This is a genomic window from Lysinibacillus sp. JK80, assembly GCF_027557635.1.
Taxonomy (GTDB): Bacteria; Bacillota; Bacilli; order Bacillales_A; family Planococcaceae; genus Lysinibacillus; species Lysinibacillus capsici.
This window is the reverse complement of record NZ_CP058997.1, coordinates 3,527,270-3,541,763: the sequence shown is the minus strand read 5'-3', so window position 1 is coordinate 3,541,763 and position 14,494 is coordinate 3,527,270. Positions and strand designations below refer to the sequence as shown.

The following is a 14,494-nucleotide window of genomic DNA, read 5'->3' as shown; positions in this document are numbered from 1 at the left end:
AATTGGGAATGCATATGTACTATTAGGATTTAGCTTGCGGTCGTTGGAGAACTTTCGTTATATTATAAATAGGAAGTTATCAATAAAAATAGAGGAAAAAAATTTTTTATGAAGAACCCATATATCTATGGTTATCTACCATTAATTACAATTTTATTGTTTAGTTTGACATTTGGGATGTATGCTGTTGGTGAATCTTTACAGATTTTTCAAGCTATCGGTGTGTATTCAGGAATGCGAGAGTTTTTATCAGATTTTGAGTTACGTGTATTTCTTCTCATCGTCTTTGCCATTGTTTTTTTTATGTTATTTTCTGCCCTTAAACTTGTAGGCGAAACCATTCATGAAGTAGGAATGCTGTTCTTTTCAAAGGACAACGAAGGAGCCACAGTTAGTCAGGCTCGAGGTGGCTATATTATCTTATTTGTAGGTGCTATGTGTTCTGCATTTGCCATCCAATTTATTTATGTTTTAATAGGTATTTTCGTCATAACGATATTTACCTACTTTATTTATCTGATTTATAAAATGAGTCATTTTATATCAATGGGCGGCACAATCGGTCTATTAATCTTTGAGCTTTTTATGTGGACGATTCTTTTAACATTAGTTATTTATGTCGTATTAAAGCTATATAATGGCATTTTGGCAAGTTTGCCGTTTGCAAATTAATACATACTATTAAAATGGTGATGTTAATAGTAGAAAAAGAGAGTTTGAAAGGCGAGGGGTTGATTTCCGTTCCGCCAGCGTCCTTTCCAGGGGGCGTTCGATGAGCCGCTTCACTCATTTACATTCGCTCCAGGGTCTCCTCTGTGACGTTAAATCCCATGGATAGTGAGACAGGCGAGCCCCTGTACGGAGCGGAGGAAGCGGCTCGGCGCTCGTCCACAGGAAAACAAGTAGCCTGTAACGGAAAACCATTTACATCTTTAATAAAAATTTAATTGATGGTTTTGTTTTTTAACACTTTAAAAAGGTAGTAGTCTTAGCGACTACTACCTTTTGCATGTTTCACTACTCAAGCAACACGTTAAATAATTGGTGATGAATTTTGTACTCTTCTAATTGCTGCATCGATTGAGGTTTATCATACCCTAACCATACAGCAGCAGTATATTCATTATTGAGTCCAGCAAGCCAGTAGTCACGATAGTCATTCGTTGTCCCTGTTTTTGCACCAACGTAGCTGCTATTACTATAGACACCTTGACCCGTACCGTTTGCTACAACATCTGCAAGGAGTTCACGCATGTATTTTACTGTTTTAGGAGACCAAATTTGATCACGCTGTGTATCCCAACTATAAAGCTCTGTTCCATCTAATGCTGTGACTTTTCGAATACTATGTGCAAGTACATAAGAGCCATCAATAAAGCTAGTATAAGCATCTGCTAGTTCTAATGCTGTTACACCATAGGTTAGTCCTCCTAATGATGCAGCATAATTATAATCTTTCTCTACAATCGAGCGGAAGTGAAAGCGATTAAGGTAATGAAAGGCTGTCTCGACGCCAACGGTTTGAAAGAGACGAAGTGCAGATGTATTATAGCTATGTCGAAAAGCAGTACGAATTGACACATCACCATACGTATAGCCCCCATAGTTTTGTGGGCAAAACGAGCCCACACAATAACGCCCACCATTGACAATCGAATCAGGTGTATGAGATGTTGTTTCGAAGAATGGTGCATAGACTGCCAGAGGCTTAAAAGCTGAACCAGGCTGACGTGTTCCTTGGAATGCACGATGGAAATCAAATTTTTCATAGTTCTTTCCTGCATACAGACTGACTATTTCTCTTGATTGGTTTTCAATGGCTGCACCTGCAGCTTGCCATGGGCTAGTACCTAAAATAGCTGACATTTTTTCCTCATCATGTTGCTGTTTAGTAGGATCAAGTGCTGTGTGAATGATGAGTCCATTTTGAAATAATGTATTGAGTCGAATGTCTAATTGTGCTTTAATTTTTTTCTTTTCTTCCTCATTATCTGTAGAGCTTAGTCGATCCGCATAACCTTCTTTTTCTGCAATAAGCCATTTGAGCTCTTGAAGAACATAAGTGCTATACATTGGATAACTTTGAATTTTATCTTTCACATTTAATGTAATGGTATCAGCCTTATAGTTTTTTGCCTCTCCCTCTGTAATAGCCCCATTTGCTGCAAGGGTATCTAACAAACGCTCCTGCCTTGCTTTAGTTTGATCATAATTCTTTAAAGGATTATAAAGGGAAGGGTTATTTGGGATGGCAGCAATGAAAGCTATTTCAGCGATGGATAATTCTTGGAGTGGCTTTTGAAAATAATAGGTGGCTGCTCCGCCAATGCCATAAACTTGATTGCTGAAATAGGACTCATTTAGGTACATCGTTAAAATGGCTTCTTTATCAAATTCTTTTTCTAATTCATAGGCATAAAAAAGCTCTGTTAATTTACGTTCATATGTTTTTTCTTCGGATAAATAACGCATCCGAACAAGCTGCTGCGTAATTGTACTACCACCTTGAGAGGTTGTGTTGCTATTTGAATTGGCTACAACTGCACGAATAATAGCACTTAAATCAAAGCCAATATGTGTATAAAAATCAGCATCCTCACTGGTAATGAATATTTCCTGGGCAATTTGTGGAATTTCTTGTAAACTTAGTGGCTGCCGCCATTCGACATATTCCTCACTAAATGTTTGCCCATTTCGATCAATAAGGGTAACAGGTAGTTGGGCCTCTACCTCGGGTAAATGTATTGCATTAGTCATTTGTTCCTCATGTGCTTGTGCAATATTGATTTCTGTTTTAATGTTTGTGCTAATCCACCATAAAGCAGGAAGGGATAGAACGATAATAAAAAAACCAAAAGCCTTTTTCATGTGTGCCTCCACTCTTTCTATAAATCCTTCATCAGAATAACATATTTTGGATTGATTCCAAATACTCGCTCAGACCTATTTACATAGTTTTAAACATGAATAGTAAAAGTGCAAAAATCGTCAATACTTAGAGGGAGAAAACCAGTAGGAAGTATGTTAGACTAAAATGAGGTCGGAAAAGGTGCAAGGGCATCTTTTTCATTGAAACTGAAATTTATCATTAAAGGAGAGACTTCCATGTTTCCACAGTTAACAACAGACGTACAAGCAGGCGAAGTGCTTGTAGAAATGAACACAACATTAGGTGCTATCAAAATTAAATTATTCCCTGAGCACGCACCGAAAACGGTTGAGAATTTTTTAGGTCATGCTAAATCAGGCTACTATAACGGCATTATTTTCCACCGTGTTATTCAAGACTTCATGATTCAAGGTGGCGACCCAACTGGTACTGGTATGGGCGGAGAATCAATTTGGGGTAATTCCTTTGAAGATGAGTTCTCAGAGCAATTGTTTAACCTACGTGGAGCGCTTTCAATGGCAAATGCAGGACCAAACACAAATGGTTCTCAATTCTTTATTGTACAAATGAAGCACCTTCCAAGTGATATGCTTCGTCAATTACAAGGGGCGGGCTTCCCTGAAGAGATCATCGAAGCTTATGCTCAAAACGGTGGTACACCTTGGTTAGACCATAAACACACAGTATTCGGTCATGTAGTAGAAGGTATGGACATTGTGGATAAAATTGCAGATGTGGAAAAAGATTTCCGTGACAAACCATTAGAAGATGTGAAAATTGAGTCAATTACAGTCTTTGAATAATACGTATAAGGACGTGTAGAACATGCAGAACTTTATGTATCAATTTTTATATTTCCCAGAAGACAAATCAGGTTATATTCCAGCAGCATTTGAATTTTTAATTATGCTTATTTTATGTATTATCGTGTTTACGCTTTTCAGAAAAATTTCTAAGAAACAAGAATTAAAATCAAAAGAAATTGAAGCACGTATTTTAGCAGAAAAGAAAAACACAAACAATCAACAGAATATATAAGAAAAAGAATCCGCTTGCCACAGAGGGCGAGCAGATTCTTTTTTATTGTATCAATTTTTTTTAAAGCGTCGAATAGTATTTTGCAGGGCCTTGATGGCAGTGAAACAAACCAGTACAAGTGACAAGCCAATCCCACTCAATGCAGTAATAAAGGCTACCCATTCAAAGAGTGTATAACTACCGATGCTATCGAAATCACTGCTATCTTTCCACCCTTCAATGACTAAGTTCATCCCATAAATGCCCGATACCACAGTAAAGACTGTTAAAATAAATAGTAAATTATTACTTCGATTATCGGATTGATCTTCCTGTGTTCGATACAAACTATTCAATGTTTCTTTCGTTTCTACATAATGTTCATTTATACGGAAGTACTTTCGTAGCAATTGAGCAATTTCTCTGCCTTCTGTTCGTACGATGACTTCTTCAAAATAATAGCGTGCAGAAAACTTTGTAATCAACTCGATTAGTTCATTGACAACCTGTTTATCTTTGCCCCACTTTATTTCACTATACTCATAGGAAAGCTTTAAGAGCATCATTTTATAAAAATAATGAATGAACAAATTGTAATAGTGCGTACCCATAAATTCTTGAATACTATGTGTACATTTGGCAAACGCCCTATTTGTAATCGTTATTTGTGCTTGTGAGGAGGTGATAATATAACTGTTAGGAGCCCAGCGTGTATGGGCATGCTCTTGTACATAATTAGAGATATATGAAGGATTAGTGCTAGAAATAAAGGGTTTGCCAGCAGGTGTCCTACCGTCTACTTGTCCTAAGCGAAATAAATGCTCAGGTATAATTTTAGCTTCTTCTCTGCAATTAAATAAGCTGAGGCAAACATTCTCTCATCTTCAAAGAAAGGTAAGCCTTCATAGCTATGGTCTTGTTGATGTAATAGAAAGGGTTTTAAATAAGGTATAAATACTTAAATAATAATTCACTCGTAGAAGAACAATGACCAAATGAAAAATGATGACTTGCACCTTTTTCCTCTCTTAGTTTAGCCTCTAATACTCTAAAATAGTGGATAAAATTTAAGATATCACTTAGATCATGCGATTGATCTGTAATATTTGTTCTGACTGTTATAATCCCATTCCCAAAAGGACATAATGTCACATCAATACTCATCACTTCGTAATCATAATTGATTTGACTTTCTTGCAGATGTAAGGCGCCTTGTGTATAAAAAGCTTTCGAAAAACGAATAAAGTCAGGGTTATTCATTTCGTTTGGAAATAATTTATCCTCCAAAAAAGGATAGAAAATTGGGCAAGTTCCTCATGTATAATCGTCATATCACCATAAAAAGCGTCTTCAAGAGATGTATTGTTTAAGGTGAAAAAGGAAAAGCCCTCGTTTAGTAGTATATCACTGATTTTTTGACGATTTTTTTCGGAATAGGCGAAGGAAATAGGAATGTCATATAAGCACGTTTAATCGTTAAAGGGACAATGTCCATGTAAAATCACCTCTGTATAAATCCGATTGATAAGAACCTTTTCCACAAAATTTTGTTTTTAAACATAGAAAAAGGATAGCTCTAAGGGGAGAGATATCCTTTCAACCATTTTATTGCGCAAAGACCTTTTTAAAACGCTCGACTCCATCTTTCACAGTATCAAATGAACAAGCAACATTCATACGTAGGAAGCCACGACCTTCTTCTCCGTATTTTGTCCCTGGTTCTAGAGCAAGCTTTCCGATTTCAAGTAAGCGGTTCATGATCTCCTTCTCTTCAAGCGCTAGTTCTCGGTAATCAATCCAGATTAAATAAGTAGATTGAGGAATCGTAACACGAATACCTGAATCTGCTCTAACTCCGTTTTCACATAATCCATGTTGGCAGAAATATAAGGAAGTAATTCATCTAACCAAGGAGCCCCTTCTGTGTATGCTGCATGAAGGGCAACAGAGGCAAATGTATTTAATGAGCCTTGACCACTTGCCATATTGATGGCCTCTAGCTTCAAGCGTTTTTTCTTATCTGTTACGATCATATATGAAACTTGAATTCCTGCTAAGTTAAATGTTTTAGTAGGAGCCATACACGTAACAATGCGATTGATTTCATCACCTGCAACTTTAGCTAAAGGAATATGTTTATCCCCATTAATCATTAAATCAGCATGGATTTCATCAGAAATAATGATGACATCATATTTAGCACAAAGTCGTACAATTTCCTTTAAAGTAGCTTCATCCCATACATAGCCTCCTGGATTATGCGGGTTACATAGTATGTAGGCTTTCACATCTTGAGCTAAAGACTGCTCGAAGGCTTCAAAATCATAGACAAACAATCCGTCTTTTTCAATTAATGGGCAGCTCACAACTTCACGACCATTACTTTTTGGTATGTTAAAGAATGGCGGATAAACTGGAGGTGAAATGAGTACTTTGTCCCCAGGGTTAGTTAGGGCAACAATGCTGTTAGCTAATGCAGCCACAACACCATTACAGAATAGGATGGCTTCTTTCTCTATGTGCCAGTCATGGCGAGTATTTTGCCAGTCTACAATGGATTGTATCGCTTCTTCACTCATATAACTATAGCCAAAAATAGTATGTTCAGCATGTTGTTGTAAAGCCTTTGAAACGGCTATTGGAGCAGGAAAATCCATATCGGCTACCCACATTGGTAAGATATCTGAGGCATCGTTTAGGCCATAAACCTTTTCCATTGCGTCCCATTTTACTGAGTTTGTACATCGACGTTTGATAGTTTGATCAAAAATAGACAAGCAAATCACTCTTTTCTTTTTTTTTTACTATGGTATCATACGAGTATGATCAAAGGATAATAGGTGAGTATTTTGGAAAATATAAAAATGAATCAAGCAGCTGTCCATCTGCTAGAGGAGTGGGATCCATTCCACTTAGGTCCAGACCATTATGATACAGAAACAGCAGATGTAGTTGCAGCATTGCAAGGGATTGATGATCCATCAACACTTGCAAAAGTTATTCAAGAAACATATGAGCATTCGTTTGAGCAATGGATACCGTTTGAAGATTGTGTAGCCATTTCTTACAAACTAATTGCCATTAAATTTGAAGCGAAATGTATTATTTAAAATATTTTGCATATTCCTTATAAAAAAAGGGGTTGTCAATGGACAACCTCTTTTTTAATGCATCATGAGGCTATTACTTATTTAAATAAAGGCAAAATCCCCTGAATGAAAATAATAAAAATGGCGAGTGGGGAGACGTAGCGAATTAAAATGTACCAAATATTAAACATGAAGCTAGACGCAGCTAATTCTTTACGTGAAATATCCCTTGTATAATAATAACCTGCAAAAATTGAAATCAACAAAGCTCCAATCGGCATTCCGATGCTATTAGTCATAAAATCCACAAAGTCAAAAATAGAGCGATCTACTATTTTTACATCTGCTAATATGCCAAATGAAAGGGCACTTGGAATACCAAAGATGAAAATAATGATTCCACCAATCCAAGCAATTTTTCTACGTTTTTCTGGTTTATCACCAATAGCGATTGCCACGACTATTTCTAACATGGAAATGGAAGAAGTGACTGTAGCAAAAAGCAATAGAATGAAGAAAATAGTTAAGAATAAGCCACCAAGAGGTAACTGCTCGAATACAGCTGGCAAAATAATGAATACTAAGCCTGGCCCTTGATCAGGCGTATAACCAAGCGCAAATACTGCTGGGAAAATAACAAGTCCTGCAAGTAAAGAGATAATAATATTCATAGATGCTACATTAATCGCAGAGTTACCAATCTTCTCTGTTTTAGATAAATAGGAAGCATATGTAATCATAACCGCAATACCTACACTTAATGAGAAGAATGCTTGTCCTAAGGCCATTAAAAATGTTTCAGCATTTAAATAGGACCAATCAGGTACAAACATAAATTTAACGCCTTCCATAGCCCCGTCTAAAGTTAAAGAGCGAATAACTAGGACAATAAAGAAAATAAAGAGGAGAGGCATCATCCATGTGCTGGCTTTTTCAATTCCGCCCTTAATACCTGCTGACACAATGACTACTGTTAATAACATAAATAGTCCCTGTACAAGTACTGCTTCAAAAGGGCTTGAAATAATATCGCCAAATAAATCAGCGTAGTTGATGTCAGAGCCAGCATTCGTTAGCTTAAATGTAAAGGCACGACCTAAGTAGCTTAAATCCATCCACCAACAACGCTGTAGAATGATAAGATAAGGCCTGCAATTACCATACCGCCCCAGCCAATCAAATACCATGGCTTTCCTGGTGCTTGTTCCTTAAAGGAAGTGACGGCATCCTTTTGACCTCGACGACCTATCATGAACTCAGCAATGAGGACGGGTAAGCCAATAAAGAAAGTACATAAAATAAATAATAAAATAAAGACACTACCGCCATTCGTACCCGCCATATAGGGGAATTTCCAAATGGCTCCTAACCCTATAGCACTTCCTGCGGCAGCTAAAATAAACCCAATTTTTGTTGTAAATTGATCCCTCGATGACACGAAAATAAATCCTCCTTATACTAAAGTATTATTTTACCTCAATATTCTCATAACACAAGCAAATATCAGAAAATTGATGATAGCATGAAAGACATTTGATGGAGTAAAAATTTAGAGAGATGACATATGAGGAAAGACATTTAAATTATGTAACAATTAGGTAGAATACTTCGTTTCATTATCAAAAAGGGGGGAGAGCTATGACGGAGGTTGAACTAATAGCAAGGGCGCAGCAAGGAGATAAAGAAGCCTATATCGAGCTTATCCGCATACATCAACAAACCGTTGAAAAGTTTGCCTTTCAATGTGGCGTACATACAAATGATTTAGCTGATGTTTCACAGGAGGTATTTGTTAAACTATATCGCTTTTTACACCAATTTAAACAGGATCGATTTACCACGTGGCTCTATAAAATCACATTAAATGCTACGCGTGATTATTATCGTAAGGAACAACGGCAGCAGGCTAAAGAGGACAAGCTACAAGCCCAACAGCAAAAGACTCATTCATCTGCTGAAGAGGATGTTCTTTTGTTTGAAGAGGACAGGCATCTACATCGTGCTATTCAGGTCCTTGACGAAAAATACCGTTATCCTATCGTGTTGTATTACTTCCACGAATTAAAATACGAAGAAATCGCTGAGGTCTTAAATATTTCGTTATCGACGGTGAAAGTGCGATTATTACGAGCGAAGGAAAAGCTAAAGGCAGCATTAATGCAAGATGGGAGTGTTGAAAATGGATGATAAGCAATTTGACCAACGTATGGCACTACTGAAAAAATACTATGAACGAATGGAACCGAAGCTTGATCCACAACGTGTTCTTCATCAAATTGAAGCTGAGGATAATGTAAGGGAGTCTCTAGAAAATATGAATCCAGTTCGAAAGCCTTCTGCAAGATGGCAAAAATCGGCTGTATGGATCGCAAGTATTGCCAGTGTGCTTTTGGTAGGTATTCTAATTTCGTCTTATATGTTCCATCCTTCAGCACTCGTTCATTCAGATGAAGAAAAAATAGAAAGCAACTATGAAGATTGGTTTTCTAGATTTCAAAAGAAGTATCTTGAAAAACGTGAGAAAACACGCCTTGAGCTCAATATACCTGAGGAAAATTTTAAGAAACTAACATTTGTTGAATCTGCTGATAATATATACAATGATAAAGCTAAAAATAAAAAAATAGTTTTAAATAGAATGGCTGATGATCCAAAATATTTAACACAATTAGAGCAAGAAATATTAGACTGTTTGCAAACACCTCGAGAACTAATAGAGCAAATTGAAACGTATGAAAAACCGATGTCATTCACCGAATCTAGATATTTCTTTAGCAAATATTACTACGCAACGAAAGATGTTTTGAAATATTATACAAAGGAACTTTCTCAGTTTAATACGGTACTTTCACAAGCAAAGAAAGATTATCCTAAAGAACTAAATGAATTGATTGCAACGACCGAAAAACAATATTTCGAGTTGTCACATGATGGGAATACCTATAGTTTTAAAACAAATCCTCTATTTATGAAAGATGCACCAGTCTCTATTGACCGTCTTCATCCTGATATCTTGGGCTTGTTTAAATATTTGGCTATGGGCTCTTTATTCAATGGTGAGGACTTACGATTTTCTGTAGAAGAATCTGCTCGTATTTTAAAGTTATATGAAAGAACATTAGTAAAAGACTTATCATTATCAGGACTTGATTTCCAATTACACAATTTAAAGAAAGAGTTTGAAAATACGTGGCTCGTACTTTTAAAAGGTACAGATGACAAAAATAGATACTCCCCCGAACATATAAAGCTATTAAATGATACAGCAAATGGGAAGTATGGAGACTCGATGCGCTTGACTGCACAATTTATCCTCGAAGAATTTAAGGGAAAAGGAACATTCAAAATAAGAGAAAAACTGACAACACAGGATATTGGTATGGCGCTTTCATATTTACGTAACGATGTCTATATGGAATCAGAAGATGGTTCGACTAGCTTACGAATTGATTACCGGTGGATTATCCAAACGGAAGGTTTATACAATGCGTATACGTCAAGCAAAGATGATATGATCCTAGATTCATTAAATCCAATGAACGTTGTAAGTCTATTCTTATATGCACAAGGAAAAGGAGATCAAGAAACAGCTAAACGGTTATTGTCTCAAGATGTAGATTTAAATAAAGTGGTTCAATTTGATGGCATGGAACATTTTACAGTTCTTTATGCCATAGATGCCTCTCAAACAACCATTAAAGCAGGTGTTAAGCCAGAATCAGTTCAGATGATTGGTCAGCATTTAACCTTCCAGTTAGGTACAGTGACTACAGGAAAAGGTGAAAAACGTTACATCATTACAGCCATTTCCTAGTAAGGAGATTTTTTGCCCCGTTTTTACACGTATGTTATAATTTAAGCGATATATACGTAGCAAACAAAAGAAAGTGGGCAAAGGTTATGGTAAAAAAATATGAATTAGGAGACGTGTTGACCGGAAAAGTTACAGGTATTCAACCATACGGTGCATTTGTTGCACTAGATGACAATACGCAAGGCCTTGTGCATATTTCGGAAATAACATACGGCTTTGTGAAGGACGTTAGTGAATTTTTAGCTGTTGGGCAAGAAGTTGAAGTCAAGATTCTTGAAATCGATGAAGAGGCCGAAAAAATTAGTTTATCGATGAGAGCGCTACAGGATCGCCCAGCAACAGTAAGAAAAAAGATGCACCACCACGTAAATCATTGCAGGACCGTGTAGATGAATCGGATGCAAATGGTTTTAATTCCTTAAAAGATAAATTGCAGGACTGGATTGAACAATCTGGTCAATAAAGAAACGAGGATGCTTTCGAATGAAAGTATCCTCGTTTTTTCTATTGCTTTTTTATTTTGCGGATTCGATATTGCAGGTTTTGTCTGCTCATACCAAGTGCATTCGCTGCCTTTGTAATATTGCCCTCATATAAATTTAAGACATTTTGCACATAATATGATTCGGCTTCACGCAAATAGGCATCGAGTGGCATGACATTGTGATTTTGATGGAACATAAAAAATTCTGGTTCACGATTATTTGTATCTTGCTGCTGCACTTTGAAGCGGAAATGTAAAGGTAATAAATCTGAAGTAACAGTGGATTCCGTTGTCATAAATGAAACAATTTCATCCAGTAGTAGCTCAAGCTCTTTTAGATTTCCTGGCCAATCATATTGTAAAAATAATTCCTGTACATCTGGTGCAAGTTCAGTGACTTGTGAAGCAAATCGTTCTCGATGTCGACTAAAATAATCTTCTACAAATGGAAGAATGTCTTCTTTTCGATCCGTTAAATTAGGAATGGTAATGGCCATTGTAGCAAAGAAATAATATAGAGATTTTGACAGCTTCTTTTCGGCAATCAATGTAATGGGATCACTGCCCACACTGCCAATTAGCATATATTTGGACTGTGGAAGTGAATGTAGTATATCCAAAAGTTGCTCTTGAATGTCTAAGCTTAAAAAATCTATACGTTCGAAGAAGAAGGTGTAATCTTTATCTTCTTCTAATAATTGCTGTAATTTATCAAGCACCGATTGAGCTGAACGGCGACTAACGAGTGTCACAAAGGCATCAGGATCAGGTGAAGCGGCGTGGTGAATGCCCTCTGCTACTAAGTCTTTCCCTGTGCCAGATTCGCCAATTAATAATACTGGTAATTTTACAGCAGCTGCTTTTTTAGCGTTGTCGATAACCTGCTTCATGGATTCAGAATCAGCTTTAATCATATCAAATGTTAATGGTTCATCGTAACGACGAAGGGGTTGATAAACAAGCTTTTCCAGAGAGGTAATATCACGTGCAAATTCAATTGCGCCAATCAGTTTGCCTTCAACAAAAAGTGGAAAAGTATCATTGATTGTTGTAATTTCATGACCATTTTTATTCCAGTAGGATTGTTTAACGTTAATTTCTTTTTTTCCCGTTTGTAAAACACGCATTAACGTACTTTCATGTTGACGGAAGGAAAACATTTCAATAATGGAACGATCCGCAAGTTCATCAAAATGAAATCCTTCAATTTCTTTCATTTTCGTATTGTAAATAATCGTTTTGCCAGATAGGTCTACTGCATGAATACCAACGGATACATTTGTTGCAATAAACTCATAAAAAGGTAGTAAAGGTTCAGAATTTTTCATAAAAATGTGCACCTCAAAAATTTTTTACTTGAAATATGCAACGAAATTTTGCATTATAATAAGTGTAAGAATATTTTATACGCAAAGATATTTTGCGTCAATGTTTTTTGCATACCCAAACACATCTCACAAGGGAGGATTAAGTATGATTCCATACAAACACGAACCATTCACAGATTTTTCACAAGAGGCAAACTACAATGCTTATGTAGAGGCTTTAAATAAAGTTGAAGGTTACTTAGGTCAAGACTACCCACTAATTATTGGTGGCGAGCGCATTACAACAGAAGATAAAATCGTTTCGTACAATCCTGCAAAGAAAACAGAAGTCATTGGTCGCGTTTCGAAAGCAAGCAAAGATTTAGCTGAAAAAGCGATGCAAGCGGCAGATGAAACATTCAAAACATGGAAAAAAGTTGATCCAGCCATTCGTGCGGACGTTCTTTTCAAAGCGGCAGCAATCGTTCGTCGTCGTAAACATGAATTCTCAGCTTTATTAACAAAAGAAGCCGGGAAACCATGGGCAGAGGCTGATGCAGATACAGCGGAAGCAATCGACTTCATGGAATACTATGGTCGCCAAATGCTACGCATTAAAAACGGTCAGCCAGTCGAAAGCCGTCCAGGTGAATACAATCGTTATGACTACATTCCATTAGGAATCGGTATTGTCATTTCTCCTTGGAACTTCCCATTTGCAATCATGGCTGGTACAACAGTAGCTGCTTTAGTAACAGGGAATACAGTGTTATTAAAACCAGCTTCAACAACGCCAGTTATAGCGTATAAATTTATCGAAGTATTAGAAGAAGCTGGTCTTCCAGCAGGTGCGGTGAACTTCGTACCAGGTTCTGGTGCTGAAGTAGGTGACTACTTAGTCGATCATCCAAAAACACGCTTCATCAGCTTCACAGGTTCACGTGATGTTGGCTTACGTATCAACCAACGTGCATCTGTATTAAACGAAGGCCAAATTTGGATTAAACGTGTCATCGCTGAAATGGGCGGTAAAGATACAATCGTAGTGGATAAAGAAGCAGATTTAGAATTAGCTGCACAATCCATCGTAAAATCAGCATTTGGTTTCTCAGGTCAAAAATGTTCAGCTTGTTCTCGTGCAGTCATCGTAGAAGATGTGTATGAGCAAGTGGTAAATCGCGTAGAAGAGTTAACAAACGCTTTAACAGTGGGTGACCCAACTGATTACAGCAACTTCATGGCAACAGTAATTGACCAAGCAGCATTCAATAAAATTACAGAGTACATCGAAATCGGTAAAGGCGAAGGTCGTTTAGTAGCTGGTGGTACAGCAGACGATTCAGTCGGCTACTTCGTACAACCAACTGTATTCGCGGACGTAGATCCTTCTGCTCGTATTATGAAGGAAGAAATCTTCGGACCAGTGGTAGCCATTGCAAAAGCAAAAGATTTCGACCATGCGATTGAAATTGCAAACGATACAGAATACGGTTTAACAGGCGCTGTTATCACAACAAATCGTATGAACCTAGAAAAAGCACGTGAAGAATTCCATGTAGGAAACCTTTACTTCAACCGTGGCTGTACAGGTGCAATCGTAGGTTACCAACCATTTGGTGGCTTCAACATGTCAGGTACAGATTCAAAAGCAGGTGGCCCAGACTACCTACAGCTGCATATGCAAGCAAAAACAACTTCAGAAATGCTTTAATTTTCACATTGACGTGAGGGCTGTTCAAAGTAGGTAGAAATTGAGGCATTTTGAATGAATTTGTGACACTTCTCCAGGTAACGCTACCCTGGCTAAAACCGTAGACTTTCATGACGTAGTTTACCTTGGAGAAGTTAGCAAATTTACCGTTTGAATTGTTGCTATATTCTTAAACATTCTAC

The 14,494-nt window shown here is 37.1% G+C and carries 11 protein-coding genes and 3 pseudogenes; 8 read left to right on the top strand and 6 right to left on the bottom strand.

Features of this window, described 5'->3' with window-relative positions:
- Window positions 1-108 precede the first annotated feature (108 nt).
- Window positions 109-672 carry a DUF5366 family protein gene (locus HXV90_RS17825; RefSeq protein WP_269897693.1) on the top strand — a complete coding sequence of 188 codons (564 nt, stop codon included), beginning with the start codon at window positions 109-111 and terminating at the stop codon, window positions 670-672.
- Window positions 673-1,017: 345 nt separating this feature from the next.
- On the opposite strand, the gene HXV90_RS17820 is transcribed toward HXV90_RS17825, so the two are convergent.
- Window positions 1,018-2,868 carry a transglycosylase domain-containing protein gene (locus HXV90_RS17820; RefSeq protein WP_269897692.1) on the bottom strand — a complete coding sequence of 617 codons (1,851 nt, stop codon included), beginning with the start codon at window positions 2,866-2,868 and terminating at the stop codon, window positions 1,018-1,020.
- 237 nt (window positions 2,869-3,105) lie between these two features.
- On the opposite strand from HXV90_RS17820, the gene HXV90_RS17815 reads away from it, so the two are divergent.
- Both HXV90_RS17815 and HXV90_RS17810 read left to right on the top strand, forming a co-directional pair.
- Window positions 3,106-3,693: a peptidylprolyl isomerase gene (locus HXV90_RS17815; RefSeq protein ID WP_004228389.1), complete on the top strand. Its 588-nt coding sequence runs from the start codon at window positions 3,106-3,108 to the stop codon at window positions 3,691-3,693.
- Window positions 3,694-3,715: 22 nt separating this feature from the next.
- Window positions 3,716-3,928, top strand: a complete 213-nt coding sequence (locus tag HXV90_RS17810) for a hypothetical protein (protein ID WP_004228391.1) — start codon at window positions 3,716-3,718, stop codon at window positions 3,926-3,928.
- Window positions 3,929-3,978: 50 nt separating this feature from the next.
- Here the strand turns inward: HXV90_RS17810 and HXV90_RS17805 are convergent, their stop codons facing one another.
- From HXV90_RS17805 to HXV90_RS17795, 3 genes and pseudogenes are all read right to left on the bottom strand, one after another.
- Window positions 3,979-4,518: a magnesium transporter CorA family protein gene (locus tag HXV90_RS17805; RefSeq protein WP_269897691.1), complete on the bottom strand. Its 540-nt coding sequence runs from the start codon at window positions 4,516-4,518 to the stop codon at window positions 3,979-3,981.
- Between the two features lie 328 nt (window positions 4,519-4,846).
- Entirely contained in the window at window positions 4,847-5,194 is a 348-nt protein-coding gene (locus HXV90_RS17800; protein WP_269897690.1) for a hypothetical protein, read from the bottom strand.
- Window positions 5,195-5,512: 318 nt separating this feature from the next.
- Window positions 5,513-6,684 (bottom strand): annotated as a pseudogene (locus HXV90_RS17795) (MalY/PatB family protein).
- 72 nt (window positions 6,685-6,756) lie between these two features.
- Between HXV90_RS17795 and HXV90_RS17790 the strand changes: the two are divergent.
- The gene (locus tag HXV90_RS17790; protein WP_004228396.1) at window positions 6,757-7,017 is read left to right on the top strand and encodes a DUF1871 family protein; all 261 of its coding nucleotides are present in this window, start codon (window positions 6,757-6,759) and stop codon (window positions 7,015-7,017) included.
- Window positions 7,018-7,094: 77 nt separating this feature from the next.
- Here HXV90_RS17790 and HXV90_RS17785 read toward each other — a convergent pair.
- Window positions 7,095-8,434, bottom strand: a pseudogene (locus tag HXV90_RS17785) (sodium-dependent transporter).
- Window positions 8,435-8,634: 200 nt separating this feature from the next.
- On the opposite strand from HXV90_RS17785, the gene HXV90_RS17780 reads away from it, so the two are divergent.
- The 3 genes and pseudogenes from HXV90_RS17780 (at window position 8,635) to yugI (ending at window position 11,273) form a co-directional block, all read left to right on the top strand.
- Window positions 8,635-9,183, top strand: coding sequence for an RNA polymerase sigma factor (locus HXV90_RS17780; protein WP_269897689.1), 549 nt, complete (start codon window positions 8,635-8,637; stop codon window positions 9,181-9,183).
- Window positions 9,176-10,810, top strand: coding sequence for a hypothetical protein (locus HXV90_RS17775; protein ID WP_269897688.1), 1,635 nt, complete (start codon window positions 9,176-9,178; stop codon window positions 10,808-10,810). The genes HXV90_RS17780 and HXV90_RS17775 overlap by 8 nt, the downstream gene beginning before the upstream one ends.
- 86 nt (window positions 10,811-10,896) lie before the next feature.
- Window positions 10,897-11,273, top strand: a pseudogene (yugI, locus tag HXV90_RS17770) (S1 domain-containing post-transcriptional regulator GSP13).
- A gap of 41 nt (window positions 11,274-11,314) precedes the next feature.
- Here yugI and HXV90_RS17765 read toward each other — a convergent pair.
- Window positions 11,315-12,622 (bottom strand): AAA-type ATPase lid domain-containing protein, encoded by a 1,308-nt coding sequence (locus HXV90_RS17765; protein ID WP_103118704.1) that lies wholly within the window; start codon window positions 12,620-12,622, stop codon window positions 11,315-11,317.
- A gap of 145 nt (window positions 12,623-12,767) precedes the next feature.
- On the opposite strand from HXV90_RS17765, the gene pruA reads away from it, so the two are divergent.
- Window positions 12,768-14,312, top strand: coding sequence for an L-glutamate gamma-semialdehyde dehydrogenase (gene pruA / locus HXV90_RS17760; protein WP_112117357.1), 1,545 nt, complete (start codon window positions 12,768-12,770; stop codon window positions 14,310-14,312).
- The last annotated feature ends 182 nt before the right edge of the window (window positions 14,313-14,494 follow it).

Excerpts from the sequence above, each read along its gene's own strand:
- HXV90_RS17825 (WP_269897693.1), top strand. The coding sequence starts at position 109 with ATGAAGAACCCATATATCTATGGTTATCTACCATTAATTACAATTTTA.
- HXV90_RS17820 (WP_269897692.1), bottom strand. The coding sequence starts at position 2,868 with ATGAAAAAGGCTTTTGGTTTTTTTATTATCGTTCTATCCCTTCCTGCT.
- HXV90_RS17815 (WP_004228389.1), top strand. The coding sequence starts at position 3,106 with ATGTTTCCACAGTTAACAACAGACGTACAAGCAGGCGAAGTGCTTGTA.
- HXV90_RS17810 (WP_004228391.1), top strand. The coding sequence starts at position 3,716 with ATGCAGAACTTTATGTATCAATTTTTATATTTCCCAGAAGACAAATCA.
- HXV90_RS17805 (WP_269897691.1), bottom strand. The coding sequence starts at position 4,518 with ATGGGTACGCACTATTACAATTTGTTCATTCATTATTTTTATAAAATG.
- HXV90_RS17780 (WP_269897689.1), top strand. The coding sequence starts at position 8,635 with ATGACGGAGGTTGAACTAATAGCAAGGGCGCAGCAAGGAGATAAAGAA.
- HXV90_RS17775 (WP_269897688.1), top strand. The coding sequence starts at position 9,176 with ATGGATGATAAGCAATTTGACCAACGTATGGCACTACTGAAAAAATAC.
- HXV90_RS17765 (WP_103118704.1), bottom strand. The coding sequence starts at position 12,622 with ATGAAAAATTCTGAACCTTTACTACCTTTTTATGAGTTTATTGCAACA.
- pruA (WP_112117357.1), top strand. The coding sequence starts at position 12,768 with ATGATTCCATACAAACACGAACCATTCACAGATTTTTCACAAGAGGCA.